19 protein-coding genes and 1 pseudogene are annotated in these 25677 nt (G+C 69.2%); 13 read left to right on the top strand and 7 right to left on the bottom strand.

The annotated features are described in order from the left end of the window. Positions 1 to 136 precede the first annotated feature (136 nt). The 3 genes from IHD13_RS10720 to IHD13_RS10710 all read left to right on the top strand — a co-directional run bounded on the left by IHD13_RS10720 (position 137) and on the right by IHD13_RS10710 (position 3909). Complete coding sequence (locus tag IHD13_RS10720; protein WP_195861037.1) at positions 137 to 2743, top strand: TRAP transporter permease; 2607 nt, start codon at positions 137 to 139, stop codon at positions 2741 to 2743. 13 nt (positions 2744 to 2756) lie between these two features. Next, the gene (locus IHD13_RS10715; RefSeq protein ID WP_195861036.1) at positions 2757 to 3185 is read left to right on the top strand and encodes a universal stress protein; all 429 of its coding nucleotides are present in this window, start codon (positions 2757 to 2759) and stop codon (positions 3183 to 3185) included. A gap of 100 nt (positions 3186 to 3285) precedes the next feature. Beyond that, on the top strand, positions 3286 to 3909 hold the full coding sequence (locus IHD13_RS10710) for a TIGR04282 family arsenosugar biosynthesis glycosyltransferase (protein ID WP_195861035.1): 624 nt from the start codon (positions 3286 to 3288) through the stop codon (positions 3907 to 3909). 1 nt (position 3910) lies between these two features. On the opposite strand, the gene soxZ is transcribed toward IHD13_RS10710, so the two are convergent. The 4 genes from soxZ to IHD13_RS10690 all read right to left on the bottom strand — a co-directional run bounded on the left by soxZ (position 3911) and on the right by IHD13_RS10690 (position 7527). Next, positions 3911 to 4696 carry a thiosulfate oxidation carrier complex protein SoxZ gene (gene soxZ, locus IHD13_RS10705; protein WP_195861034.1) on the bottom strand — a complete coding sequence of 262 codons (786 nt, stop codon included), beginning with the start codon at positions 4694 to 4696 and terminating at the stop codon, positions 3911 to 3913. An 18-nt stretch (positions 4697 to 4714) separates the two neighbouring features. Further along, positions 4715 to 5761 carry a YeeE/YedE family protein gene (locus IHD13_RS10700; RefSeq protein WP_195861033.1) on the bottom strand — a complete coding sequence of 349 codons (1047 nt, stop codon included), beginning with the start codon at positions 5759 to 5761 and terminating at the stop codon, positions 4715 to 4717. Between the two features lie 119 nt (positions 5762 to 5880). Further along, positions 5881 to 7194, bottom strand: coding sequence for an NAD(P)/FAD-dependent oxidoreductase (locus tag IHD13_RS10695; protein WP_195861032.1), 1314 nt, complete (start codon positions 7192 to 7194; stop codon positions 5881 to 5883). A gap of 12 nt (positions 7195 to 7206) precedes the next feature. Next, positions 7207 to 7527 carry a c-type cytochrome gene (locus tag IHD13_RS10690; RefSeq protein WP_195861031.1) on the bottom strand — a complete coding sequence of 107 codons (321 nt, stop codon included), beginning with the start codon at positions 7525 to 7527 and terminating at the stop codon, positions 7207 to 7209. Positions 7528 to 7772: 245 nt separating this feature from the next. On the opposite strand from IHD13_RS10690, the gene IHD13_RS10685 reads away from it, so the two are divergent. The 3 genes from IHD13_RS10685 (at position 7773) to IHD13_RS10675 (ending at position 11583) form a co-directional block, all read left to right on the top strand. Next, on the top strand, positions 7773 to 8591 hold the full coding sequence (locus IHD13_RS10685; protein ID WP_195861030.1) for a DUF2189 domain-containing protein: 819 nt from the start codon (positions 7773 to 7775) through the stop codon (positions 8589 to 8591). Between the two features lie 267 nt (positions 8592 to 8858). Beyond that, positions 8859 to 9371 (top strand): oxidoreductase, encoded by a 513-nt coding sequence (locus IHD13_RS10680; RefSeq protein WP_195861029.1) that lies wholly within the window; start codon positions 8859 to 8861, stop codon positions 9369 to 9371. 37 nt (positions 9372 to 9408) lie between these two features. Then, a complete protein-coding gene (locus tag IHD13_RS10675; RefSeq protein ID WP_195861028.1) occupies positions 9409 to 11583 on the top strand; it encodes an ATP-binding protein in 2175 nt (724 codons plus the stop codon). Between the two features lie 83 nt (positions 11584 to 11666). Here the strand turns inward: IHD13_RS10675 and IHD13_RS10670 are convergent, their stop codons facing one another. Beyond that, a complete protein-coding gene (locus IHD13_RS10670) occupies positions 11667 to 12572 on the bottom strand; it encodes a cation diffusion facilitator family transporter (protein ID WP_195861027.1) in 906 nt (301 codons plus the stop codon). Between the two features lie 86 nt (positions 12573 to 12658). Then, positions 12659 to 13669: pseudogene (cra, locus tag IHD13_RS10665) on the bottom strand (catabolite repressor/activator); the annotation flags it as partial. 230 nt (positions 13670 to 13899) lie between these two features. Between cra and ptsP the strand changes: the two are divergent. From ptsP to IHD13_RS10635, 6 genes are all read left to right on the top strand, one after another. Next, positions 13900 to 16746, top strand: a complete 2847-nt coding sequence (gene ptsP / locus IHD13_RS10660) for a phosphoenolpyruvate--protein phosphotransferase (protein ID WP_195861025.1) — start codon at positions 13900 to 13902, stop codon at positions 16744 to 16746. A gap of 1 nt (position 16747) precedes the next feature. Further along, the gene (gene pfkB / locus IHD13_RS10655) at positions 16748 to 17722 is read left to right on the top strand and encodes a 1-phosphofructokinase (protein WP_195861024.1); all 975 of its coding nucleotides are present in this window, start codon (positions 16748 to 16750) and stop codon (positions 17720 to 17722) included. Then, entirely contained in the window at positions 17719 to 19455 is a 1737-nt protein-coding gene (locus tag IHD13_RS10650; RefSeq protein WP_195861023.1) for a PTS fructose-like transporter subunit IIB, read from the top strand. Before pfkB ends, IHD13_RS10650 begins: the two co-directional genes overlap by 4 nt. 453 nt (positions 19456 to 19908) lie before the next feature. Further along, positions 19909 to 20478: an antibiotic biosynthesis monooxygenase gene (locus IHD13_RS10645; protein ID WP_230086250.1), complete on the top strand. Its 570-nt coding sequence runs from the start codon at positions 19909 to 19911 to the stop codon at positions 20476 to 20478. A 241-nt stretch (positions 20479 to 20719) separates the two neighbouring features. Further along, entirely contained in the window at positions 20720 to 21871 is a 1152-nt protein-coding gene (nosP, locus tag IHD13_RS10640; RefSeq protein WP_195861022.1) for a nitric oxide-sensing protein NosP, read from the top strand. Next, positions 21813 to 23159: a hybrid sensor histidine kinase/response regulator gene (locus IHD13_RS10635; RefSeq protein WP_195861021.1), complete on the top strand. Its 1347-nt coding sequence runs from the start codon at positions 21813 to 21815 to the stop codon at positions 23157 to 23159. The genes nosP and IHD13_RS10635 overlap by 59 nt, the downstream gene beginning before the upstream one ends. 143 nt (positions 23160 to 23302) lie before the next feature. Here IHD13_RS10635 and IHD13_RS10630 read toward each other — a convergent pair whose 3' ends face one another. After that, positions 23303 to 23944: a response regulator gene (locus IHD13_RS10630; protein ID WP_195861020.1), complete on the bottom strand. Its 642-nt coding sequence runs from the start codon at positions 23942 to 23944 to the stop codon at positions 23303 to 23305. 138 nt (positions 23945 to 24082) lie between these two features. On the opposite strand from IHD13_RS10630, the gene exaC reads away from it, so the two are divergent. Next, on the top strand, positions 24083 to 25603 hold the full coding sequence (gene exaC, locus IHD13_RS10625) for an acetaldehyde dehydrogenase ExaC (protein ID WP_195861019.1): 1521 nt from the start codon (positions 24083 to 24085) through the stop codon (positions 25601 to 25603). Positions 25604 to 25677: the final 74 nt, after the last annotated feature.

Genomic DNA, 25677 nt, shown 5'->3' with positions numbered 1-25677 from the left:
CCACTACTGGATGCGCGGCTTCCTCCCGGGAGTCGCGCATTCGGGTTTTTACTACCCATTCTTCTCCAGGGGAAAGGCAAGACACCATGGCAGGACCCTTGACTCGGTGGCTGGATCACACAGGCAGGAACCGCTTATGACAAACGACAAGCAGAGACCGCAGGGCTCGGAAGTCGATCTCGAGGAGATGGTGGCCTCCACCGACTCCGGGGCACGCAAGCCGCTGGGGGCCCCCGGCAAGCTGTTGGTGGGCATCGCCGCGGCCTGGTCGCTGTTCCAGCTGTGGATCGCCTCGCCCTTGCCCTTTCTCTTCCGGTTCGGGGTCTTCAACGCCACCGAGGCGCGCTCCATCCACTTGGCCTTCGCGCTCTTCCTGGCCTTCATGGCCTACCCGGCGCTGAAGCGCTCGCCCCGGGAGCGCATTCCCCTCCAGGACTGGCTGTTCGCCGGGGTGGCCGCCTTCTGCGGCGCCTACATGTTCCTCTTCTATGCACAGCTCTCCGAGCGTCCCGGCTCGCCCCTGACCCAGGACGTGGTGGTCGGGGTGGTGGGCATCCTGCTGCTGCTGGAGGCGACGCGCCGGGCCCTGGGGCCACCGTTGATGATCGTGGCCGCGGTCTTTATCGTCTATTCGCTGTTCGGGCCCCATATGCCGGGCATCCTCGCCCACCGGGGGGTGAGCCTCAATGGCCTGATCAACCACCAGTGGCTGACGACCCAAGGGGTCTTCGGTATCGCCCTGGGGGTCTCCACCAGCTTCGTTTTCCTCTTCGTGCTGTTCGGCGCCCTGCTCGACAAGGCCGGGGCCGGCAACTACTTCATCAAGGTGGCCTTCTCGCTGCTCGGTCACTACAAGGGCGGCCCCGCCAAGGCGGCGGTGGTGGCCTCGGGGATGACCGGGTTGATCTCCGGCTCCTCCATCGCCAATACCGTGACCACCGGCACCTTCACCATTCCGATGATGAAACGGGTCGGTTTCCCCGCCAACAAGGCCGGGGCGGTGGAGGTCTCCTCCTCGGTCAATGGGCAGATCATGCCGCCCGTCATGGGGGCCGCGGCCTTTCTGATGGTGGAGTACGTGGGCATCTCCTACGTGGAGGTGATCAAGCACGCCTTCCTGCCGGCGCTGATCTCCTATATCGCCTTGATCTATATCGTTCACCTGGAAGCCCTCAAGGCCAACATGACGGGGTTGCCCAGCAGCAACCCGGCGCGTCCCTTCCTCAACAAGGTGATCGGTTTTCTCACCGGCCTGCTGGCGCTGATGGCGCTCTCCTTCGGCGTCTACTACGGCCTGGGCTGGCTCAAGCCGGCACTGGGCGACGCCACGCCCTGGGTGGTGGCGGTGGCCCTGGCGGTGGTCTATGTGGCCCTGCTCAAGGTGGGCGCCAACTACCCGGAGCTGGAGCTGGATGACCCCAGCTCCAAGGTGGTCAAGCTGCCCCGTACCAAGCCCACGGTGATGGTGGGGCTGCACTTTATCCTGCCGGTGATCGTGCTGGTCTGGTGCCTGATGGTGGAGCGCCTGTCACCCGGGCTCTCGGCCTTCTGGGCCACCGTCTTCATGATCGCCATCATGATCACCCAGCGCCCCCTCACGGCCATTTTCCGCGGCCGCAGCCGCCTGGCCGAGGACATCAAGGAGGGCTTCCTCGACCTGTGGGATGGCCTGGTCAGTGGGGCCCGCAACATGATCGGCATCGGCATCGCCACCGCCACCGCCGGCATCATCGTCGGCGCCGTTTCCCAGACCGGCGTCGGCCTGGTGCTGGCGGACGTGGTGGAGGTGCTCTCCATGGGCAACCTGATGCTGATCCTGCTGCTCACCGCGGTGCTCAGCCTGATCCTCGGCATGGGCCTGCCCACCACCGCCAACTACATCGTGGTGTCGTCGCTGATGGCCCCGGTGATCGTGCTGCTGGGGCAGCAGAACGGCCTGATCGTGCCGCTGATCGCCGTGCACCTCTTCGTCTTCTACTTCGGCATCATGGCGGACGTGACGCCGCCGGTGGGCCTGGCCTCCTTCGCCGCCGCGGCGGTCTCCGGGGGCGACCCGATCCGCACCGGCTTCCAGGCCTTCTATTACAGCCTGCGCACCGCGGCGTTGCCCTTCCTGTTCATCTTCAACACCGATCTGCTGCTGATCGAGGTGGGGCTCTGGCAGGGCATCCTGATATTCATCGTGGCGACCATCGCCATGTTGATCTTCGCCGCCGGGACCCAGGGCTTCATGATCGCGCGCAATCGCTGGTACGAGTCCCTGCTGCTGCTGCTGGTGGCCTTTACCCTGTTCCGTCCCGGTTTCTGGATGGATCGCATCCACGATCCCTACCAGTCGGTGCCCCCGGCGCAGTTCGAGCAGGCGCTGGGCATGGTGGAAAGCGGCAGCAACCTGCGGGTGGAGATCCTCGACGAGGATGATTTCGGCGACCAGTTCACCCGCTACATGCTGGTGCCGGTGCCCGGGGGCGAAACCGGCGAGGAGCGCATGGAGGCCCTGGGCCTGACCCTGCGCAGCGAGGAGGATGGATCCACCTTCGTGGATAACGTGGCCTTCGGCAGCCAGGCGGAGCAGATCGGCTTCGAGGCGATGTTCTTCGACCAGCAGATCCTCACGGTGATGGCGCCGGTGGACCGCTGGCCCAAGGAGCTGATGTGGATTCCGGCCTTCCTGGTGTTCGGCCTGATCGTCGTCATGCAGCGCCGCCGCCGTGACACCACGGCCGCTCCGGCGGCCAGTTAAGGGGGAGTGACCCATGTACAAGAAGATCCTGCTGCCGGTGGACCTCAATGAAGAGGCCTCCTGGAAGAAGGCCCTGCCCACGGCGCTGACCCTGTGTCGCAGCTTCGGTGCCTCCCTGCATGTGGTGACGGTGATGCCCGATTTCCGCATGCCCATGGTGGGGGCCTACTTCCCCAAGGACTTCACCGAGAAGGCGCACAAGTCCCTGGGGGAGGCCCAGAAGCAGTTCATCCACGACCAGGTGCCCGAGGATATCGAGGTGCACCGGGCCATCGTCGAGGGCTCGCCCTGGGAGGCGATCATCAAGGCCGCCAAGCAGCTCGAGGTGGACCTGATCGTCATGGCCTCCCATAACAAGCGCAAGTTCGTCGACTACGTGCTGGGCCCCAACGCGGAACATGTGGTGCATCACAGCAAGGTCTCGGTGATGATCGTGCGCTGAGGCGCCGCCGCGAGAACCGACGACGCCCACCCCTGTGGTGGGCGTCGTCGTTGTCGGGGCTGTCGGGCGTCCCATCCCCCCCTCACAGCCGGGAGTTGCCATGATCCAGCTGTTTGCCAAGGCGCCGCTCCCGGGCCAGGCCAAGACCCGGCTGATTCCGGCCCTGGGGGCCGAGGGAGCGGCGGCCCTGCATCGGCGCCTGGTGTGGCGGGCCCTGACCCAGGCCTGCGAGGCCTCGGCCCAACTGGGCCTCGGTCCGGTGCGGCTATGGACGGCCCTGGATCACCGGCACCCCTTCTTCGGCGAGTGCCGGCGGGCCTTCGATATCGAGCTCAGGCCCCAGCCGGAGGGGGACCTGGGCGCGCGCATGGCGGCGGCCTTCGCCGTGCCGTCACGGCCGGCCCCGCGCCTGCTGATGGGGTGTGACTGCCCGGTGATCACGTCGGCGCTGTTGGTGGCCTGCTGGGAGGCCCTGGCCGAGCGGGACGCCGTCCTGCTGCCCGCCGAGGATGGCGGCTATGGGCTGATCGGCCTGTGGCGGCGGGCGCCGGCGCTGTTTCGCGATATCGCCTGGGGTGGCGATACGGTGATGACCGCCACCCGCACGGCCTTGACCGGGCTGGGCTGGTGCTGGGCGGAGCCGGCAACGGTCTGGGACCTGGATCGCCCCGAAGACCTGCCCCGGCTCGAGGCGTTGTGGGGTCCCGCCGCCGGGGCGCCGTGACTCAGGAGAGGGTCAGTTCGGCGCGGTATTCGGCCCGCTCGCCGCTGTCATCCTGCCACTCGAACAGTGCCTCGCCCTCGGCCTGCGGCGTCAGGTAGAAACGCAGGTAGGGGTTGGCGGAGACCGAGGGGTGCAGCTCGGCCTCGAAGGCGGTCTCGCCGTCCAGGCTGACCCGGAAGGTCTCGATGATATAGCGCGGTAGCACCTCGCCATCCGGCCCCTCGCGCAGGCCGGTCTCCATGGGGTGGGTGATCAGGGTGCGTACCTCGCCGGGCTCCCCGGCGCGGAAGTCGGGCAGGCTGACCCGGGGGTTGGCCAGCGCCTCGGGCGTCTCTTCGTCGCCGCGGATCAGGCAGCCGCTGACGGTGACCCGGACCTCCCGCTCGCTGGTCCAGACCCGCCCCTCGCGACTCACCGCCACCGCCACCACTCGCTGGCTCTCGTTGAGGCGCACCCGGGTGGAGACCTCCGGCCTGGCGGCCTGCTCGGTGAAGTGGAAGCCGGCGACCTCCGGATAGGGGTTACCGGTGGCGAAGAGGTGAATGCTGGCGATGGCATCGTCCTCCAGGACCGGCTCGAAGCGCACCGTCAGGGGCACCGCCGAACCATCCTCGGAGACATGGGGCAGCTCCAGCACCAGGCCATCGCCCTCGGGCACGGCGTCGCCCACCAGGGCTCGGGCCGGTTCCAGGCGCTGCCAGGCGTCGCTGGCCAGCAGCGGCGGGGCGGTGAAGAGCAGCGCGCCGGCCAGGGCCAGGCGGGTGGTCAGGGGGCTGGGGTAGGACATCGGGATCTCCTCGATCGATCAAACCTTGGACAGCGCCAGGGGGCCACTGACTCCCAGGCGGGTACCCGCCAGGATACCGGCGATGGCCACGAAGCTGGTCAGGGCCAGGGTGGAGAAGCCGGTCAGGCCCTGGCCGATGGAGCAGCCCAGGGCCAGTACCCCGCCGATGCCCATCAGGGTGCCGCCGGCCATGCTGCGCAGCATGCGCTGGGGCGTGGGGAAGCCCTGCCAGACGAAGGTGCGGGTCAGCAGGGCGGCGGCCAGGGCGCCCAGCAGCACGCCGAGCACCAGGGTCACCGAGAAGCCCAGGGCGGTGCCGGTGGCGAGCATCAGGTACTGGAGGGCGTCGCCGATGGGGGCGATAAAGGTCAGGGAGGCGAGCCGCACCGGCTCGAAGTCATCCTGGCCCAGCACCCCGGTGGCATACCAGGCCGCGGGGATCAGGGCGCCGATGATCAGGCCGCCGAGCCACTCCCGGGGGGCCGCTCGCAGCGGGCCGTGACTCAGCGCATACGCCAGCAGGCTGCCGCCCAGCAGCAGACTGGGCAGCCCGCGGGCCAGGCCCGGTGTCAGGCCGAACCCGGCCAGCAGGGCGGGCAGGTCGCGGGCCGGCAGGGGCAGGGCGGTCAGTCCCTCCAGCCAGAGGCGAAGCGGTGCCAGCACGCCGGACATCGTCATGTAGGCGGCCACGCCCAGGCAGATCAGCACCACGAAGCTGCGCAGGTTGCCGCTGCCCAGCAGCACCAGGGAGCGGGCACCGCAGCCGTTGGCCAGGGCCATGCCATAGCCGAACAGGACGCCGCCCAGGGGCACCAGCAGCCAGGAGAGGCTGGCGGTGGGGTAGAGGGAGGCGCCCAGGGAGACCCACCCCAGGCTCGCCAGTCCCTGGCTGCCGAGCAGGGCCACCGCCATGGCCAGGGCGAAGGCGCGCAGCTTGCGACCGTCACCATCCAGCCACTGGCGTTGCAGGCCGCGGAACAGGCAGAAGCCGGTGCGCTGGCCGGTGGCGCCGAACAGCAGGCCGATGGCCAGGCCGGACCAGGCGACGAGGGCGGTATGGGTCATGGGGCTGCCTCTCCCTTGATGGCAAGCGTCGGGGAAATCTCGGGATTCGATGGGCACGACTGGGGCCACCCGAAGGTGGCCCCATGATAACGCTAAGGCGTGGCCGAGTTGAGTGGTGATCAGGCTTCGGTGCCCCAGGTATCCTGACAGATGGCGTTATACCAGCCCACCGCATACTGAGCCTCCATGCGCCGCACCTCGTCGCTGGCCTCCATGGGACTGAGGCCGCCGGCCCCCTCCACGGAAGCGATCTGACCGTCCGCCAGGCGGTAGACGCCGGCCACGGAGATGCCGTACTCGGGGCCGACCAGGCTGTAGCAGGTGTTGGTCCAGTAGGGTTCCGGGGCTGAGCGGCCGGCCAGGGCGGCGACGATGGCCGCGGCGGCCACCTTGGCCTGGGCGTTGGCACAGAACCCCGACTTGGGCATGGGGGCGGCGATGGTGGCGTCGCCCACCACATGGATATCCGGTACCCGGGTCGACTCGAAGGTCGCCGGCTGCACCGGTACCCAGCCGCTGTCGTCGGTGACTCCGGCCCGGTCGGCGATCCAGCCCGCCTTCTGGGGCGGAATCACGTTGAGCACATCGGCCTGGTGGCGGGTACCGAACTCGGTCTCCACCTCGCGATTGGCGGCATCGACACGGGTTACCCGGCCGTCGCCGGAAAGCCCCACCCACTCGATGCGATCGCCATAGAGGCGCTCCCAGCCGGCGGTGAACAGCCCCTGCTTGGAGAAGTTGTCCTTGGCGTCGAGGATCAGCACCTTGGCGTTGGGCTTATGTTGCGAAAAATAGTGCGCCACCATGCTGGCCCGCTCGTAGGGTCCCGGCGGGCAGCGGAACGGGTTGGCGGGAGCCACCATGACGAAGGTACCGCCATCCTCCATGCCCTCCAGCTGCTCCTTGAGCAGGCGGGTCTGGGGGCCGGCCTTCCAGGCGTGGGGCGCCAGGTCGGCGGCGGCCTCATCGTAGCCCTCCAGGGCGTTCCAGCGAATATCGATCCCCGGCGACAGCACCAGGCGGTCGTAGGCCAGCTCGCGCCCTCCCGTCAGGCTGACCTTGTGGGCCACCGGATCGATGTCCTCGGCCCGGGCATGCACCACCTCGACGCCGTAGCGGTCGCGGAGCTCGTCGTAGCCGTGGGCGATCGATTCCATCTCCCGCAGCCCGCCCAGGAAGAGGTTGCTGAAGGGGCAGGTGTAGAAGGTCGACTGGGGTTCCACCAGGGTCACCTGGAGGGCCGGGTTGCCGCGCTTCAGGTACTTGGCGGCGGTGGCACCACCGAAGCCGCCGCCGATCACCACCACCCGGCCGTCGCCACCATTGGCGAAGGCCGGAGCGGCCAGGCCGCCCAGCAGGGGGAGGGAGGCCGCGGCGCCCAGGCCCTGGAGCAGCTGGCGACGATCGAGTGTCGGACGAGTGGGTTGGGTCATCTTGGGCACTCCTCAGTCGTTGGCCAGGGTCGCGTAGTGCTCGGCCAGGGCGGCGAGCTCTTCGTCGCTGAAGCCCTTGGCGATACGGTCCATGATGGTGGTGCCGGGTACCTCCTCGTGCTTGAAGGCGAGCAGGCGGCTCTCCAGCAGCGCCTGGTCGCGCCCGGCCAGAGGAGGCACGGCCCCCGACAGGCGGCCATCGGTGCCATGGCAGTTGGCGCAGCCACCGGCCATCACCTCGATCTGCAGGTCATCGGCATGGGTGGCGGCGGCGGCCAGCAGGGCCAGGGAGGCGACCAGTCCGCGGCCCAGGCCAGGGGGGAGGTAACGCATCGTCGAACTCCTCGTCTTGTTAGACGCTTTATTTATTAGCGTGGTCTTTAATATAGCCGAATGGCGGAATGATGTCGCCTTGTCCGAATGGCGGCCCCGGCGTTGAAGGCAAGCGCGGCGGGCCCTCGAGGCCTCGACTACAGTTAGCAGTGTAGAGGCATCCAGCCTTGTGTCCTTCATTGACCTGGGTATCGCGGCGCCTGACCCAGGCTTTGATTTCCGCTTGCGGGATAAGGGGTTGTTCCATGAATGCAGCAGCATCCAAGAATCACAAGCCGACCGATGCCGTGGTGAAGATCTCCATCAACCCGGTGGGCATGGACCGCCCCAAGGCCTGGCTGGCCGCGGGGTTTCAGGATTTTCGACAGGCCACGGCGGTCAGCCTGGCCTATGGCATGTTCTGGGTGGGCCTGAGTGTCGCCGTGACCGTGGGGGCCTTCATGCTGGGGCTGTGGCACTGGCTGTTGCCGCTGATCGCCGGCTTCATGTTCCTCGGTCCCCTGGTGGCGGTGGGCTCCTATGGCATCAGTCGAGCCCTGGAAGCGGGGCGCGCGCCGACCCTGGGGGATGCCTTCGGTGCCTGGACCTCCCATACCGGGCAGCTGGCGATGATGGGCGTGATGATGATGATCTTCTTTCTCGCCTGGATCCGCCTGGCGACCCTGCTCTTCGCGCTCTTCTTCGGCTTCGAGGTGCCCAGCCCCGAGACCCTCTATACGTCGCTGCTGACCACCCCCGAGGGGCTGGGGATGCTCGCCGTGGGTACCGTGGCCGGCGCCATCCTGGCCTTCGGCGCCTTCGCCATCAGCGTGGTGGCGATACCCACCCTGATGGATCAGGACCTCACCTTCATGGAGGGGATCGAGGCCAGCATCCGCTCGGTGGCGCGCAACTTCCGTCCCATGCTGCTGTGGGCGGCCATGCTCACCGGTTGCGTGCTGGTGGGGGTGATGACCTTCTATATCGGCCTGGCACTGATCCTGCCGGTGCTGGGTCACGCCAGTTGGCATGCCTATGAGGACCTGGTGCGTATCGAGCACCCCGGGCAGGCCGACGAGGCCTGAGGTCGTGCCGCGAGTGTCACGGGGGCTTCGGCCCCCGTTTTCATGGCGCGGCCATTGAATATCGCCAATTGCTCATGTGATATCGAAAATCACTTCTCTGATGCTTTACAATCCCGTGGCCCGGCTTCCCGGCATCGCCGAAAGGAGAGCGCCTCCTTCGTCGGCGCCATGGTAGGCTAGGCGAGGCGGCATAAGGAGCCAGGGTGCCGCCCCCATCGGACGTCCTCCTCGGGAGAAGGCTCGGCGTCTCAGTGATAGTCTCTTTTCATGACAATATTTTCACGCAACTGGTATCGGCTGCTGCTTATCGGCCTGCTATGGCCCTTCTCGACCTTGGCCCATGAACTACGCGAGCCTGAGGGTGCGGTCATTCTGGTGGTGGGAGGCAATATCTCCCATACCAATGTGGGCGATGAAGCCCATTTCGATCGCGAGATGCTCGAGGCGCTGCCCTGGCATAGCATCGAGACTTCAACGCCCTGGACCGATGGCATCAGTCACTACCGCGGCCCTCTGGCCCGCGCCCTGCTGGCGGCGCTGGGAGCTCAGGGCAAGCGGGTCACCGTCACGGCGCTGAACAACTTCATGGCTGAGATCCCCGTCAGCGACTTCCATCGTCATCCGGTGCTGCTGGCCATGGAGCAGGACGGTGAGCGCATGGCGATTCGCGACCAGGGCCCCATCTTCGTGCTCTATCCGTTCGATCAGGACCCCTCGCTGCACAACGAGACGATACGCTTTCGCTCCGTATGGCAGGTGCAGCGGATGATGGTGGAGTAGTCTCGGCGACCGTCTCGGGCAGGGAGGCCAAAAGCCCATGTTGCGCTACCCCCTTCGCTTCAAGCTGGGCGTGTTTGCCGCCCTGGCTTTCTTCTCGGCGGCGGTGATCGTCATCGGGCTGGTGTTGTGGCGCCAGGAGAGCCTGGCCCAGAGCGTGGGGGGCGATACCACCTGGGCCGCCTACAAGCTCGACCGGGAGGTGGTGCAGCTACGTAGCGAGCTGGCCATGCAGCAGGAGGACGAGCTGGAGGCGCTGCGCATGCGCCTGGAGCTGCTCTACAGTCGTATCAACCTGTTGCGGCGTGGCGAGCTGGCGGCGCTGCTGGCGTCGATACCCGCCGCCAACCAGAAGATGCCCTCCCTGATCGCGCAGATCGAGGCCCTGGACGAGGCCTTCTACTCCCAGTCGCGTCTCGATGATGAGCTGCGCCGGCGCCTCGACGAGCAACTGACGGTGCTGGGCCGTGATACCGAGCAGCTGGTGGTGATCATCAATGGCTTCCTGGCCGAGACCGCCCACCGGGAGCGCAGCAACCTCCAGGGGCTCTATACCCTGCTGCTGGCAATGATCCTGCTGATGAGCCTGGCCGGTGCCCTGGTGGCTCTCTTCCTGTTTCGCGAGGTGCGCGATCATGCCCGGGCCCGGGACTCCCTGGAGCGGCTCAGCCAGGAGCTGGAGGTCTCGGCCACCCAGGCCCAGGCCGCCAGCCAGGCGAAGTCGGAGTTCCTGGCCACCGTCAGTCACGAGATCCGCACCCCCCTGAATGGCGTGATCGGCATGAGCGACCTGCTGCTGGGGCGTCCCCTGGATGACGCCGCCCGCCGCTATGCCACGACCATCCATGACAGCGCCGGCCTGTTGCTCAATCTGATCAACGATATCCTCGACTTCTCCAAGATCGAGGCCGGACGCCTGGAGCTGGAACAGACCAGTTTCGACCTGCGCGAGGTGGTTCAGGGGGCCCTGACGCTCTTCGCGCCCCGCGCCCGCTCCCGTGGCCTGGCCCTGGGCTGCGACCTGGACCCGGCGCTCCCGCGGCGCCTGGAGGGGGACCCCGGCCGCCTGCGTCAGGTCGTGCTCAACCTGCTCTCCAATGCCATCAAGTTCACCGACCGGGGCGAGGTGCGCCTGGCCGCGCATTGGCAGGAGGCGCAGCGCCTCCATCTGGAGGTCGTCGACACCGGCTGCGGCATCCGCGAGGAGGCCCAGTCCGACCTCTTCGAACCCTTTCGCCAGGGGGATACCTCCACGGCACGGCGCTTCGGTGGCACCGGCCTGGGGCTGGCCATCAGTCGCCGCCTGGTAGAGGCCATGGGCGGCGAGATCGGTTTCGAGAGCCGGCCGGGCGAGGGCTCCCGTTTCTGGGTCGAGCTGCCCCTGAAAGTGGTCGAGGGGGCCGTGGCCACGCCCCAGGCCGCGACCGAGGCGCCGTCGCCGCAATGCTTCCGGGTGCGACTGCTGGTGGTCGAGGACAACCCGGTCAATCAGCAGGTGGCCCGAGCCATGCTGGAGTCCCTGGGGGGACGCGTCAGCCTGGCGGAGAGCGGCGCGGAGGCCCTGGCGCGGGTCGAGGCGGAGCGCTTCGACCTGATCTTCATGGATATCCAGATGCCGGGGATGGATGGCCTGGAGGCGACCCGCCGGTTGCGGGAGCGGGGCGGCTGGCTGGCCGAGGTGCCCATCGTCGCGATGACGGCCGGTGGCCTGGCCGATGAACGCGAGCGCTGCCTGGCCGTGGGCATGAGCGACTACCTCACCAAGCCCTTCTACCGTAACGAGCTGGTGGCCCTGCTCTCCCATTACCTGACCGGTAGCGAGGCCCCCTTGCCGACGCCCCAGGCCTCGCCACCGGTTCATGACCTGGAGGCCTCGACCCTGGAGGAGCTGCGCGAGAGCCTGGGCACCCCGGGGATTCGCTCCCTGGTCCATCTCTACTGCCAGCAGCTCCCCGAGCGCCTGGCCACCCTGGCTCGCCGGGTCGCGGCGGGGGAGTGCCGCGAGGCCATGCAGCTGGCTCACCTGCTCAAGGGGGAGTCGGCCAGCGTCGGCGCCTGTCGCCTGGCGCACCTGGCCGGTGAGCTGGAGCGCGAGGCTCGGGCGGAGAATACGGCGCCGATGCATGCCACCATGGCCGCCCTGGAGGCGGCTCAGGCGCCATTGCAGGCGGCCCTGAAGGCGTGGCTGGAGGCGCTGCCGGAAGCGGATGCCTGAGCGAGTCCGGGATGGATGCCTGAAGGGCCGGCTCGTCCCGGCGGTGAAGGCGTCGTGGCCTGGGCCGGGGGCCCGGGTAGCGCTTAGGCCCAGCGCGGATCGGCCGTGAACGCCAGGGTAAACCAGCGCTTCTCGGCGGGAATGCTCAGGCCGGCATCGATCTCTTGGCGAATCTCGTCCAGTGCCGCCACCCCGGCGTCGGCGGCGAAGTCCGGCCGGGTGACGATATGGATCTCGATCACTGAGACGCGCCCGGTCTTGGCCACGTGGCTGTGATAGGCGAGCAGGCCGTCGCGTCGCATGACCCCCTCCATCACCCCCCGCACCTCCCGATCCAGCGCACTGGGGGCCACCATCAGCACCTCCTTCATGGCGCGGCGCACGATGCCGATGGGCACCGGCAGGAAGGCCAGGGTCAGGCCCGCCAGCAGCAGGGAATCGATATAGGGGATCCAGGGCGCGGCGGGGGTCCCCTCCAGCAACAGGGCGATGGCGAAGGCCACCAGCAGGGCGGCGGTGATCAGCCCGGCCATCAGCCAGCCCTGGGCGTCGATGCGCAGGAACTCGGAGCCCACCCGGCGATTGACCTTGCGCTGGTACCAAGCCATGGCGAAGCAGACCACGGCCACCACCAGCGCATAGGCGATGGCCAGGTCGAAGGCCAGCACCCGACCGCCTTCCAGCAGGCCGCGCAGGGCATTGAGGAAGGCGTAGAAGCAGAGCAGGGTGAGGATGGCGCCGTTGAGGGCCGCCACCAGGGGCTCCAGGTGCCAGTAGCCATGCTGGAAGCGCGGGCTGGCCTCGCGCATCAGCAGCCGCGAGACCCACAGCGAGAGCAGTGACATGCCGGCATCGATGGTGGAGAAGACGCCATCGAAGAGGATCGACTGCGAGCCGGAGAGCAGCCCGAAGAGCACCCCCAGGCTGGCCACCGACAGGGTCATGAAAATGGAGAGCTTGAGGGTGCGTTGCTCGAGAGTTGGTTGCATTTTCTCACCGACGGCTCGACCCCGAATAACGAAAGCTCGCTATTCGGGGTCGATGTTAAGGGGGATAAGAAAGTATGTTGAATATCTTATACCACTGAGTGTGGGGCGGCCAGGGGCAGGCGACGATGCAGGCGGCGCTCCACCAGCACCTGTCCCGGCACATACTGGCCGCGGACCGCGTCCAGGGCCCGGGCCAGGGTCAGCTCGGCGATGCGGTCGTGATCCTGGGGTAGGGCGTTGACCGGCAGCGGCAGGAAGTCCAGCAGGCGGTCGTCACCGAAGGTCGCCAGGCGCAGGGAGGGAGGCAGGCCGCCCGCCTCCAGCAGCACGTCCAGGGCGCCATCCAGCAGGGTATAGGAGGCGGTGATCAGGGCGTCGGGCAGGCCCGGCCCGGCCAGCAGCTCGCGCATCAGCGCCGCCCCCTGATCCCGGTCATAGCGGGAGGCGCAGGCGATCTCGCTGCGATAGTCTCCTTCGGTCACCGCCTCGCGGAAACCGGCGCGGCGCTCCCGGGTGATGGAGAGTTCCGCCACCGCATCGAACCACACCACCCGCTCGACCCCGGGCCCCAGCAGGGAGGCGGTCAATTGCCGGGCGGCCTCCCGATTGTTGCTGACCACGCTGACGAAGCGCGCGGGATCCAGGGCCCGGTCCACGGCGATCACCGGCAGGCCGGCGGCCATCAGTTCGGCGTAGAGGGGATCTTCCTCGGGCAGGCAGCTGGCGGTGATCAGCGCCTCGCAGCGCTGGGCGCGCAGGGCCCGGGCCAGCTCCCGCTCGCTGTCCGGGTCGTCGTCGGAGCCGACGATCAGCAGTTGATAGCCCTGGGCCCGGGCGCCCCGCTCCAGGCGCTTGGCCAGGCGCGCATAACTGGCGTTCTCCAGGTCGGGGATGATCAGCCCCAGGGTATGGCTGGCACCACGGCGCAGGGCCGCGGCCTGGGCGTCGATGCGGTAGTGATGCTTCTCCACCACCGCCATGACCTTGTCCACGGTCTCCTGGCTGATGCGCCGTTCCCGGGCCTGGCCATTGATGACATAGCTGGCGGTGGTACGGGATACCCCCGCCAGACGGGCGATTTCGGCGAGTGTCATGGGCCTCTCCTTGCGGCTGACTCGATTCTACGTCATGGCAGAGGCTCTCTGCCCCCTTCGAAAGTCGAATAGGCTGGTGCTTGATTATTTAGGTGACACGATCCAGCCTTAGGTTAAATCATAGGTGACACGATTCATCTTGTCTCATCTTCACGACACATCACGGGCCTGGGCTCCCGATAGGGCTGGCTAGACTCGAACCAGGGCGACGAGCGCCCATCAAGGAGGCACCCATGCTGACGCTACGCCAGGAGGACATCCTGCTGGGCTGCGAGGCCAGCGACTGGCAGGCGGCCCTCGACCATGCCGCCGAGGCGCTGCTGGCGGCGGGCCTGGTCGAGGCCGACTACCGTCAGGGCCTGCATGCCCGGGAGGCACAGTCGTCCACCTACCTGGGCAATGCCATCGCCATTCCCCATGGCACTCCCGAGAGCCGTCGCCACGTCAAGCAGACCGGCGTGCGGGTACTGCAGTTTCCCCGGGGCCTCGACTGGCACGACGGCCAGCGGGTTCATGTGCTGGTGACCATCGCCGCCCAGAGCGACGAGCACCTGGATATCCTGCGTCAGCTGACCCATGTGCTGGACCGGGACGGCGTCGGCGAGCGCCTGGCCGCCGCCGACTCGCCGGCCCAGGTGGCCGCCCTGCTCTCCAAGGCGGTGGTGGAGGCGCGCCTGGATGCCGAGACCCTGTGCCTGGGCTTCCCGGCCCACTCCGCCGAGGAGCTGGCGTTGGCCGCCGCGGCTAGGCTGCGCCAGGCCGGCTGCGTGGCCCCGGGCTTCGTCGCCGCCATTGCCGAGCAGCCGCCCCTGGCCCTGGGCCAGGGGCTATGGCTGGCCCATAGCCATCGCGAAGTCGCCACCCCGGCCCTGGCCCTGGCCACCCCCGCCGAGGCCGGCGCCGTCAACGGGGTCTTCTGCCTGGCCGCCCAGGGCGATGCCCACCGCGGCCTGCTGGAGCGCCTCCATGCCCTGCTGGAGACGGGGCAGGGCGGCGAGCTCGTCGGCGCCTCGGTCCAGACCGTGCTGGCGCGCCTGGCCGGCGAGGGCGCCGGGGCCGAGACCCTGACCGTGCGGGTCCTCAATGCCCACGGCCTGCATGCGCGTCCGGCCAAGCAGCTGATCCAGGTGGCCCGGGCCCAGGGCCTGGCGATCAAGGTGCGCCTGGCCGAGGGCGGCGAGGCGGTGGCCGCCACCAGCCTCACCAAGGTGATCGGCCTGGGGGCCCGCCGCGGCCAGCGGCTGGTCTTCTCCGCCGAAGGCGAGGGGGCCGGGGAGGCCCTGGCCGCCATCGACCGGGCGGTGCGCGATGGCCTCGGCGAGCGGGTCACCCCCTTCGACGAGGGGCGCGATGCCATCGCCGCCGAAGCGCCGGCCCCGGTCCTGGAGCCGCTGGCGGCGGATCGTCCCCATCCGGCGGTGGCCGCCTCCCCGGGGCTGGCCATCGCGCCGCTGTTCGTGATGCGAACGCCGCGCTTCGACTACCCGGCCCGGGCCGCGGACGCCGCCGAGCAGGAGCGACGCCTGGGGGCGGCGATCCGCGAGGGGGCCGAACAGCTCGAGGCCCTGGTGACCCAGGCCCGGGGCGGCGAGGTGGCGGAGATCCTCTCCATGCATGAGGAGATGCTGGAGGACCCGGAGCTCTACCAGGCCGCCCTGGAGGGCATCCGCGACGGCGCCTCCGCCGAGGCCGGCTGGTGGGAAGCGATCGAGACCGCCGCCCGGGCCCAGGAGGCCCTGGCCGACCGGCTGCTGGCCGAGCGTGCCGCCGACCTGCGTGACGTGGGGCGCCGGGTGCTGGGCATCCTCTGTGAGGTGGCACTGCCCGAGCCGCCGGCACACCCCTATATCCTGGTGGCCGACGACCTGGGCCCCTCCGACGTGGCACGCCTGGACACCGCCCGGGTCCGCGGCCTGCTGACCGCCCGCGGCGGCGCCACCGCCCATAGCGCCATCCTCGCCCGAGCGCTGGGCATCCCCGCCGTGGTGGGGGCCGGCGAGCGGGTGCTGACCCTGGAGAATGGCGACGAGCTGATCCTCGACGGCGAGCGGGGCCAGGTGATCCCGCGTCCCTCCAAGGAGCGCCGCGATCGCGCCGAGCTGCGCCTCCGGGAGGCCCAGGCCCGCGAGAAGGCGGCCTGGGCGGCCCGCTTCGAGCCCGCCGCCACCGCCGACGGTCACCGGGTCGAGGTGGCCGCCAACCTGGGCAACACCGCCCATGCCGCCGATGCCGTGGAGCGTGGCGCCGAGGGGGTGGGCCTGCTGCGCACCGAGTTCATCTTCATGGCCCATGCCCAGGCGCCGGACCTGGAGGCCCAGATCGCCGAGTACCGGGAGGCCCTGGATGCCCTGGACGGTCGCCCCCTGGTGGCTCGTACCCTGGACGTGGGCGGCGACAAGCCGCTGGCCTACTGGCCGGTGCCCCAGGAGGACAACCCCTTCCTGGGCCTGCGCGGCATCCGCCTGGCGCTGACCCGCCCCGAGGTGCTGGAGACTCAGCTTCGCGCCCTGCTGATGGCCAGTGTCGGCCGTCCGCTGCGTATCATGCTGCCGATGGTCAAGGACGTGGCCGAGTTCCGCACCGTGCGGGCCCTCTTCAATCGCCTGCTGACGGAGCTTCCCGAGGCCGAGCGGGCCACCGACGTTCAACTGGGGGTGATGATCGAGGTGCCTTCGGCGGCGCTGCTGGCCCCGAGCCTGGCCGCCGAGGTGGACTTCTTCTCGGTGGGCACCAACGACCTGACCCAGTACACCCTGGCCATCGACCGCGGCCATCCGGAGCTCTCCGCCCAGGCCGACGGCCTGCACCCGGCGGTGCTGCGGCTGATCGAGATGACCGTGAGCGCCGCCCATGCCCAGGGCAAGTGGGTGGGGGTGTGCGGCGAGCTGGCCTCGGACGCCGCCGCCGTGCCGGTGCTGGTGGGCCTGGGCGTCGACGAGCTCTCGGTGAGCGCCCGCCAGGTACCCCTGGTCAAGGCGCGACTGCGCGAGTTCGATCTGGCCGAGGCCCGTGCCCGGGCCGAACTGGCCCTGGCCCAGGCCACCGCCGAGGCGGTGCGCGACGCCCTGGAGGCGCACTGAGATGGCCAAGATCCTGACCCTGACCCTGAATCCCGCCCTGGACCTGTCGCTGCGCCTCGAGCGCCTGGTGCCCGGCGAGGTCAACCGCACCCGGGAGACGCACCTGGTGGCCGCCGGCAAGGGCGTCAACGTCGCCCGGGTGCTGGTGGGCCTCGGCCATGAGGTCACCGTGGCGGGCTTCCTCGGCGCCGACAACGACGGCCCCTTCCTGCGTGCCTTCCAGGCCCTGGGAGTGGAGGACGCCTGCCTGCGCCGCCCCGGCGAGACCCGCATCAACGCCAAGCTGGCCGAGGCGGATGGCCGGGTCACCGATATCAATGGCCCGGGCCTCTCCCTGAGTGCCGCCGACCTGGCGGACCTGGAAACGGACCTGGCGGCGCGCCTGAGCGATCCCGCGCGGCGCCCCGACGCCCTGGTGATCGCCGGCAGCCTGCCGCCGGGGCTCGTCCCGGCGGACCTGGCCGGCCTGATCACCCGCCTCAAGGCCCATGGCCTGCCGCTCTGGGTGGATACCAGCGGTGCGGCGCTCGATGCCGCCATCGCCGCCGGCCCCGCCGCGGTCAAGCCCAACGAGGAGGAACTGGCCGCCTGGGCCGGCGAATCTCTCGACTCGCCGGCGGCTCGGCTGCGCGCCGGGTTGCGGCTGCACGCCGCCGGCGTCGACGAGGCGGTGATCTCCGCCGGCGCCGAGGGCGTGCTCTGGGTGGGCCGGCGCGGCGCCTGGCAGGCGCTGCCCCCCGCCGTTGACGTGGCCAGCACCGTGGGCGCCGGCGACACCCTGGTCGCCGCCATGCTGCATGGCGTGCTGGCCGACTGGCCCGCCGAGCGCACCCTGCGCCTGGCCACCGCCCTCTCCGCCGAGGCGGTTCGTCACCTCGGGGTGGGCGACCCTCAGGCCCCGGACCTCCATCAACTCCAACAACAGACCCGCGTGCGTCGTCTCAACGACGTGGACGCAGGGGGAGCCCTCGCATGAACGTCATTATCCTGACCGCCTGCCCCAGCGGCATGGCCACCACCTTCCTCGCCGCCCGTCGCCTGGAGCAGGCCGCCGGCCGGCTCGGCTGGCAGGCCCGGGTGGAGATGCATAGCCAGCTCGAACCCGTCACGCCCCTGGGCGAGGAGGCCATCGCCGCCGCCGACCTGGTGGTGGTGGCCGCCGAGCGGGTCCCGGAGCCGGCGCGTTTCGCCGGCAAGCGCCTCTTCCAGGCCCCGATCAGCGAGGCCCTGGCCGACCCCGGGGCCTTCCTGGGACGGGCCGAGCGGGAGGCCACCGACTTCAGCGCCCCGGCCGCCGAGGCGCCGGCGGCCCCCACGGCCGGGGCCACTCGTATCGTGGCGGTGACCGCCTGTCCCACCGGGGTGGCGCATACCTTCATGGCCGCCGAGGCCCTGGCCGAGGCGGGCAGGGCGCTGGGGCATGAGATCCGCGTCGAGACCCAGGGCTCGGTGGGCGCCCAGGACCAGCTCACCGACGCGGAGATCGCCGCCGCCGAGGTGGTGATCCTGGCCTGCGATATCGAGGTCGATCCCACCCGCTTCGCCGGCAAGCGGGTCTACCGTACCTCCACCGGCAATGCCCTGAAGAAGGCCCAGGCCACCATCGCCGCGGCGCTCGAGCACGCCGAGGTCGAGAGTGGTGCCGCCTCGGCCGCCCAGGGCGAGGCGAAGAAGGGCGTCAAGGAGAAGGGCGTCTACAAGCACCTGCTCACCGGGGTCTCCTTTATGCTGCCCATGGTGGTGGCCGGGGGCCTGCTGATCGCGCTCTCCTTCGTCTTCGGCATCGAGGCCTTCCAGGAGGAGGGGACCCTCGCCGCGGCGCTGATGCAGATCGGTGGCGGCACCGCCTTCGCCCTGATGATCCCGGTGCTGGCCGGCTATATCGCCTACTCCATCGCCGACCGTCCCGGCATCGCCCCGGGGATGATCGGCGGCATGCTGGCGGCCAATATCGAGGCGGGCTTTATCGGCGGCATCCTCGCCGGCTTCCTGGCCGGCTACGTGGCCCTGGCGGTGACCCGCCACGTCAAGCTGCCGGCCAGCGTCGAGTCCCTCAAGCCGATCCTGATCATTCCCCTGGTGGCCAGCCTGGTCACCGGCCTGACCATGATCTACGTGATCGGCGAGCCGGTGGCGGCGATCCTCGCCGGCCTGACCAGCTTCCTGGCCGGCATGAGCTCCGCCAACGCCGTGCTGCTGGGCATCCTGCTCGGCGCCATGATGTGCTTCGACCTGGGCGGGCCGGTCAACAAGGCCGCCTACACCTTCGGCGTCGGCCTGCTGGCCTCCCAGACCTACGCCCCCATGGCGGCGATCATGGCCGCCGGCATGGTGCCGGCCATTGGCATGGGCATCGCCAGCTTCGTCGCCAAGCAGAAGTTCTCCGAGCCGGAGCGGGAGGCGGGCAAGGCCTCCTTCGTGCTGGGCCTGTGCTTTATCAGCGAGGGCGCCATTCCCTTCGCCGCCAAGGACCCGCTGCGGGTGATCCCCGCCTGCATCGCCGGCGGCGCCGTGACCGGGGCCCTCTCCATGCTGGTGGGTGCCCAGCTGATGGCCCCCCACGGCGGCATCTTCGTGCTGCTGATCCCCAATGCCATCACTCCGGTGTTGCTCTACCTGGGCGCCATCGTGGTCGGCTCGCTGATCACCGGCCTGGGCTATGCCCTGATCAAGCGCGGCGCCGCCCCGGTGGCGGTGGCCGCCACCTGATCGACCCGGGCGGCGACAAGCCAAGGGCATGGCCATGATGGCCATGCCCTTTTTGCTATGGGGCGCCTCGTGAGCACATCACAAGGCCATCGCCATTGGAATGGCTAAGGGGCGCTGGGGGCAGGATGGAGCGGGGGTTTTTTGCCAGGGGTGAGGAGCACGGCTCCGAACGGGCTGGCCAGGGATGGCCAGCACCGGCCCTGCTAGCGGAGCAGGATGCGAGAGCGAAGCAGGGCAAAAGTAGCGCCCATGGATGGGTTCACAGCGCCCCGCGACGGCCTGCCCCCAGGATAGCCCCGGGCCTCAACATATAGCGCGTTAACCTGGAGTGCCATGGTAGAGACGCGCCAAGAAATGGTGTACTTTTTGCATCCCCCATGCAGGGGGCCTTACCCGGCCCCGACTGCCGAGGCGACCCTACCCGGGGCGCCGTGTGGACCGAGGAGATACACGATGTCACCCGTCACCCTGATGGTGGCCCGCCGCGTGGCCCGCGGCCGCTACCCCGACTTCATGGCCTGGCTCGACGAGGGCCGGGAACTCGCCGCCGACTTCCGCGGTTACCTGGGCTCCGGCGTGCTGGCGCCGCCCCCCGGCGACGACGAGTACCAGATCATCTTCCGCTTCAGCGACGCCGAGACCCTCGCCGCCTGGGAGCACTCCGCCTCCCGGCGCGCCTGGCTCGAGCGGGGCGAAGGCCTCTACCTGGCGCCCCACGAGCACCGCGCCACCGGCCTCGACAGCTGGTTCCGCGAGGCCGGCGGCCAGACCCCGCCGCGCTGGAAGCAGGCGGTGGCCATCTGGCTGGCCTTCTTCCCGGTTTCCCTGGGTCATCAGTTCCTGTTCGGCGAGCTGCTGGGCGGCCTGCCGATGGTACTCAAGGTCCTGGCCACCACCCTGATGCTGACCCCGGTGATGGTGTTCCTGTTCATCCCCCTGGTGACCCGCTGGCTGGCGCCCTGGCTCAATTCCCGCCCCGGGATAGGGCGTCTGGCGCGGCTCTGGCACCAGTTGAGGGCCTAATGCCGGGCAAACACCGTCCTGGCTCCCTGAAAGAGGGCGCCTGGCGCGGCTCTGGGACCTGCACCGGGTGAGGGCCTAGTGCCGGGCAAGCACCGTCCTGGCTCCCTGACCTGGCTCCCTGAAAGAGGGCGTCTGGCGCGGCTCTGGTACCAGTTGAGGGCCTGATTGCAAGCGAACGGCGCCTTATCCCGGCCTTCTCGGGGCTGCTAGACTGGCCGCAGACCATGAAGGATGCCCCGCCATGCGCGATACCGCCGCACCGCCCCTGCGTCAGGCCGATACCCGAGCCCGGGCCCCCGATGCCGCCGCTGCCGAGCTGGCGGCGGCCCTGAGCCATTGCCACCTGGGCTTGGTGCTGTTCTTCTGCAGTGCCGAGTACCCCCTGGCCGCCCTGGGCGAGGCATTGACCGCTGCCTTCGACGAGGTGCCGGTGGCCGGCTGCACGACCGCCGGGGAGATCACCAGCGAAGGCTATGGCCGGGGGCGGGTCGTCGGCATCGGCTTCGATGCCCGCCACTTCGCGGTCTCCCTGGCCCTGGTCACCGACCTGGAGGCCTTCGACCTGGTCCAGGCCCAGCGCCTCTGCGACGACCTCCTGGCGGATTGCCGGGGCCGTGCCCTGGCGCCCATCGCCGAACACACCTTCGTGATGACGCTGCTGGATGGCCTCTCCAGCCGCGAGGAGCAGGTGCTGGCGACCCTGGACGCGGCCCTGGGTAGCATCCCCAGCTTCGGGGGCTCGGCCGGCGACGACAATCACCTGGCTCGAACGCATGTCTACTGCCAGGGGCGCTTCCATAGCGAGGCGGCGGTGGTGGTGGCCATCAATACCCGGCTGCCCTTCGAGGTCTTCAGCACCCACCATCTGCGGCCCCGCGGCGAGAAGCTGGTGGTCACCCGGGCCGATCGGGAGCGGCGCCGGGTGCTGGAGCTCAACGCCGTCCCCGCCGTCGAGGCCTATGCGCGCCTGGTGGGGCTGGCCCCGGAGCGGCTGGACGCGGATGTCTTTGCCCGGTATCCCCTGGCGGTGCGTATCGGCGAGGACTATTTCGTGCGCTCCATCCAGCGGGTCAATGGGGATGGCAGCCTGAGCTTCTACTGTGCGGTGGAGACCGGCATCGTGCTCACCGCCATGACCCCGGCGCCGATCCTCGCCGATCTGGCCACCACCCTGGATAGCCTGGCAGACCGACTGGGCCCGCCGACCTTGATCATCGGTTGCGACTGCTTCCTGCGGCGCCTGGAGATCGAGGCACTGGACCAGGAAGCCGCGGCGTCCCGATTGCTGAGCGAGCGTCGGGTGATCGGCTTCAACACCTACGGAGAGCAGCACCATGGCCGACACATCAACCAGACCTTCACCGGTGTCGCCCTTGGAGCTGCCGGGGATTGAGCCGGGCCTCACCCGGGAGGCGCTGGTCGAAGAGAATGCCCGCCTGCGGCGGATCTGTGCCGCCCTGATCGAGCGGGTGGAGTCCAGTGGCCAGCCCGGGACGGCTCCCTATGCCGCCTTCGAGCACACGGTGGTGCTGGCCGAACAGGTGCGCGAGCGCACCGAGGCCCTGCGCCACACCCTGGAAGCGCTGCGCGAGGCCAAGGCGGAGGCCGAGGCGGCCAACCTCTCCAAGACCAAGTTCCTGGCGGCGGTCAGCCACGACCTGCTGCAGCCGCTCAATGCGGCACGGCTCTTCACCAGTGCCCTGGAGTCCCAGGCCCTGGCCGAGGAGCCGCGGCGCCTGGCATGGCATATCGGTCGCTCCCTGCAGGATGTGGAAACCCTGCTGGGCACCCTGGTGGATATCTCGCGGCTGGATGCCGGGGCCCTGACCCCCGATCGCGGCAGCTTCCCGGCCCGCGAGCTGCTCGATGTGCTGGCGGAGGAGCATCGCCAGCTGGCCGCTGCCGAGGGGCTCGACTTCCGCTATGTGCCGAGCCGGGCGCTGATCGACTCTGACCTGACCCTGTTGGCCCGGATGGTGCGCAACCTGCTCGGCAATGCCATTCGCTATACGGCGTCGGGGCGGGTGCTGCTGGGCTGCCGGCGCCGCGCCGAGGGGCTCGAGATCTGGGTGGCCGACAGCGGCGGCGGTATCGCCGAGGACCAGCAGCGGGCGATCTTCGAGGAGTTTCGCCGCGGCCCTGCCGAGCGGGGCCGCGGCGACCGGGGCCTGGGCCTGGGCCTGGCCATCGTCGAGCGTATCGCCGGCCTGCTCGATCACCCCCTGGGGTTGGTGTCGTATCCGGGACGGGGCTCGCGGTTCTCGATCCGGGTGCCCTATGGGCGGGCCTACCCGCCAGCGCCGGCGGAGGTCGGGGGGGAGGCGCCGCTGACCGGGCTGACGGCCTGGGTGATCGATGACGACCCGGAGATCTGCGCCGGCATGGCGGCGTTGCTCGCCGGCTGGGGCTGCCACGCCGTGACCGCGACCGGGAACGAGGCGCTGGATCGTGGCGTGGCGGCGGACCTGCTGATCATCGATTATCACCTGGGCGCGACGGATGGCCTGGCGGTGGCGGATCGGCTGCGCCGGGAGTGTCCGAGCCTTCCGGTGATCCTGGTCACCGCCCATCACGATGCCGAGCTCAAGGCCCAGGCGCGGCGGCGGGGCTATGGCTACCTGCTCAAGCCGGTCAAGCCACTGCGTCTCAAGATGGCCATGCTCGCCATGCAACGCCGCTGAGTCAGTCACGTCGCTGCGCTGTCAGGCCGAGGCGCGGGCCCAGGGAGATGGCGACCCGCTGGGTCATGCTCGGCTGGAGCGAACGCCGCTGAGTCAGTCGCGCCGCTGTGTTGTCAGGCTCGTGCGGAACGAACGCCGCTGAGTCAGTCGCGCCGCTGCCAGTCGCTGGCCAGCAGGATCGCCTGGACCCGGCTGGTGACGCCGAGCTTGCGCAGGATCGCCGAGACATGGGTCTTGACGGTGGTCTCGGCGATCGCCAGGCGATAGGCGATCATCTTGTTGGATTCCCCCTGGACCATATGCGTCAGCACCTCCCGCTGCTTGTCGGTGAGCCCGGCCAGGGGATTCTCCTCGCTGACCGGAGCACAGGGGCGGCTGGGTGCGGGGCGTCGCATGATCGCCGGCGGCAGATAGACCTGCCCTTCGAGCACCTGGCGCAGGGCGGCGATCAGCGCCTCCCGGGGCGTCGACTTGGGGATATAGCCCACGGCGCCCAACTCCAGGGCCTCGAGCACGGTGGCACGCTGCTGCTCGGCGGAGACGATCACCACCGCCAGCTCCGGCACCGCCTCGCGCAGCCGGGCCAGCCCGCTCAGGCCGTCGGCATCCGGCAGCCCCAGGTCCAGCAGCACCAGGTCCAGGGCGTCATGCGTCTCGGCCAGGCGCAGGGCCTCCGCGAGGCTGGCGGCCTCCAGTACCTCACTGGCCTCGAGGCCGGCGGCGATCACGCCGGTGATCGCTTCGCGAAACAGGGGGTGGTCATCGGCCACCAGCAACCTATGCATGAACGCTCCTCGTTGTCGTTGATCGCCTCCTCCCAAAGGAGGAGGCGTCCTCCTGCCATGGCATGATGCCCCGAGCGTCGCCGCTGGCCAACACTGGGAGGTGTCCGTTGCAACAACGATAATCTCAGGAGACACGCCATGATCTACGCCAACCCCGGCCAGCCCGCCGCCGTGGTCACCTTCGACGAGCGCTATGGCAACTATATCGGCGGGGAGTTCGTGCCGCCGGTGAAGGGGCAGTATTTCGATAACGTCAGCCCGGTCAATGGCCAGGTGTTCTGCCAGGTGCCGCGCTCCACGGCCGAGGACATCGACAAGGCGCTGGATGCTGCCCACCAGGCCGCCCCGGCCTGGGGCAAGACTTCCGCCGCCGAACGCAGCAACCTCCTGCTGAAGATCGCCGATCGCATGGAGCAGAACCTCGAGGCCCTGGCCGTGGCCGAGACCTGGGACAACGGCAAGGCGGTGCGCGAGACCCTCAACGCCGACCTGCCGCTGGCCATCGATCACTTCCGCTACTTCGCCGGCTGCATCCGCGCCCAGGAGGGCACCGCCGCCGATATCGACGCCAACACCGTGGCCTACCACTTCCACGAGCCGCTGGGGGTGGTGGGGCAGATCATCCCCTGGAACTTCCCGTTGCTGATGGCCGTCTGGAAGCTGGCCCCGGCGCTCGCCGCCGGCAACTGCGTGGTGATGAAGCCCGCCGAGCAGACCCCGGCCTCGATCCTCGAGCTGATGAAACGGGTCGGCGACCTGCTGCCCCCGGGGGTGGTCAACATCGTCAACGGCTACGGCGCCGAGGCGGGCCAGGCGCTCGCCACCAGCAAGCGCATCGCCAAGATCGCCTTCACCGGCTCCACCCCGGTGGGCGCGCATATCCTCAAGTGCGCCGCCGAGAACATCATTCCCTCCACCGTGGAGCTGGGCGGCAAGTCGCCGAACATCTACTTCGCCGACATCATGGACGCCGAGCCGGCATTCATCGACAAGGCCGCCGAGGGACTGGTGCTGGCCTTCTTCAACCAGGGCGAGGTGTGTACCTGTCCCTCCCGGGCGCTGATCCAGGAGTCCATCTACGAGCCCTTCATGGCCAAGGTGCTGGAGCGGGTCGCGACCATCAAGCGCGGCAACCCCCTGGACACCGAGGTCCAGGTGGGCGCCCAGGCCTCCCAGGAGCAGTTCGACAAGATCATGTCCTACATGGAGATCGCCCGCCAGGAGGGCGCCGAGTTCCTCACCGGCGGCGACAAGGAGAGCCTGGAGGCGGGCATCGACCAGGGCTACTACATCCAGCCGACCCTGGTGAAGGGCCACAACAAGATGCGGGTCTTCCAGGAAGAGATCTTCGGGCCGGTGGTGGCGGTGACCACCTTCAAGGACGAGGCCGAGGCGCTGGCCATCGCCAATGACACCGAGTTCGGTCTCGGCGCCGGGGTGTGGAGCCGCGACATCAACGTCGCCTTCCGCATGGGCCGTGGCATCCAGGCCGGCCGCGTCTGGACCAACTGCTACCACCAGTATCCGGCCCATGCCGCCTTCGGGGGCTACAAGAAGTCCGGCGTCGGCCGCGAGACCCACAAGGTGGCCCTGGAACACTACCAGCAGACCAAGAACCTGCTGGTGAGTTACGACATCAACCCGCTGGGGTTCTTCTGATCGGCAAGTCGGTGGTGTGAGTCGTGTGAAAGCTTGGGGACGCCGTGGCGTCCCCTTTTTTCGTTCAGGACTTG

The sequence above is a fragment of the Halomonas sp. 328 genome, assembly GCF_015645095.1.
GTDB lineage: Bacteria > Pseudomonadota > Gammaproteobacteria > Pseudomonadales > Halomonadaceae > Bisbaumannia.
Note: the sequence above shows the minus strand (reverse complement) of the source record. Positions and strands in the feature narration are given on the sequence as shown.

Excerpts from the sequence above, each read along its gene's own strand:
- IHD13_RS10720 (WP_195861037.1), top strand. The coding sequence starts at position 137 with ATGACAAACGACAAGCAGAGACCGCAGGGCTCGGAAGTCGATCTCGAG.
- IHD13_RS10715 (WP_195861036.1), top strand. The coding sequence starts at position 2,757 with ATGTACAAGAAGATCCTGCTGCCGGTGGACCTCAATGAAGAGGCCTCC.
- IHD13_RS10710 (WP_195861035.1), top strand. The coding sequence starts at position 3,286 with ATGATCCAGCTGTTTGCCAAGGCGCCGCTCCCGGGCCAGGCCAAGACC.
- soxZ (WP_195861034.1), bottom strand. The coding sequence starts at position 4,696 with ATGTCCTACCCCAGCCCCCTGACCACCCGCCTGGCCCTGGCCGGCGCG.
- IHD13_RS10700 (WP_195861033.1), bottom strand. The coding sequence starts at position 5,761 with ATGACCCATACCGCCCTCGTCGCCTGGTCCGGCCTGGCCATCGGCCTG.
- IHD13_RS10695 (WP_195861032.1), bottom strand. The coding sequence starts at position 7,194 with ATGACCCAACCCACTCGTCCGACACTCGATCGTCGCCAGCTGCTCCAG.
- IHD13_RS10690 (WP_195861031.1), bottom strand. The coding sequence starts at position 7,527 with ATGCGTTACCTCCCCCCTGGCCTGGGCCGCGGACTGGTCGCCTCCCTG.
- IHD13_RS10685 (WP_195861030.1), top strand. The coding sequence starts at position 7,773 with ATGAATGCAGCAGCATCCAAGAATCACAAGCCGACCGATGCCGTGGTG.
- IHD13_RS10680 (WP_195861029.1), top strand. The coding sequence starts at position 8,859 with ATGACAATATTTTCACGCAACTGGTATCGGCTGCTGCTTATCGGCCTG.
- IHD13_RS10675 (WP_195861028.1), top strand. The coding sequence starts at position 9,409 with ATGTTGCGCTACCCCCTTCGCTTCAAGCTGGGCGTGTTTGCCGCCCTG.
- IHD13_RS10670 (WP_195861027.1), bottom strand. The coding sequence starts at position 12,572 with ATGCAACCAACTCTCGAGCAACGCACCCTCAAGCTCTCCATTTTCATG.
- ptsP (WP_195861025.1), top strand. The coding sequence starts at position 13,900 with ATGCTGACGCTACGCCAGGAGGACATCCTGCTGGGCTGCGAGGCCAGC.
- pfkB (WP_195861024.1), top strand. The coding sequence starts at position 16,748 with ATGGCCAAGATCCTGACCCTGACCCTGAATCCCGCCCTGGACCTGTCG.
- IHD13_RS10650 (WP_195861023.1), top strand. The coding sequence starts at position 17,719 with ATGAACGTCATTATCCTGACCGCCTGCCCCAGCGGCATGGCCACCACC.
- IHD13_RS10645 (WP_230086250.1), top strand. The coding sequence starts at position 19,909 with ATGTCACCCGTCACCCTGATGGTGGCCCGCCGCGTGGCCCGCGGCCGC.
- nosP (WP_195861022.1), top strand. The coding sequence starts at position 20,720 with ATGCGCGATACCGCCGCACCGCCCCTGCGTCAGGCCGATACCCGAGCC.
- IHD13_RS10635 (WP_195861021.1), top strand. The coding sequence starts at position 21,813 with ATGGCCGACACATCAACCAGACCTTCACCGGTGTCGCCCTTGGAGCTG.
- IHD13_RS10630 (WP_195861020.1), bottom strand. The coding sequence starts at position 23,944 with ATGCATAGGTTGCTGGTGGCCGATGACCACCCCCTGTTTCGCGAAGCG.
- exaC (WP_195861019.1), top strand. The coding sequence starts at position 24,083 with ATGATCTACGCCAACCCCGGCCAGCCCGCCGCCGTGGTCACCTTCGAC.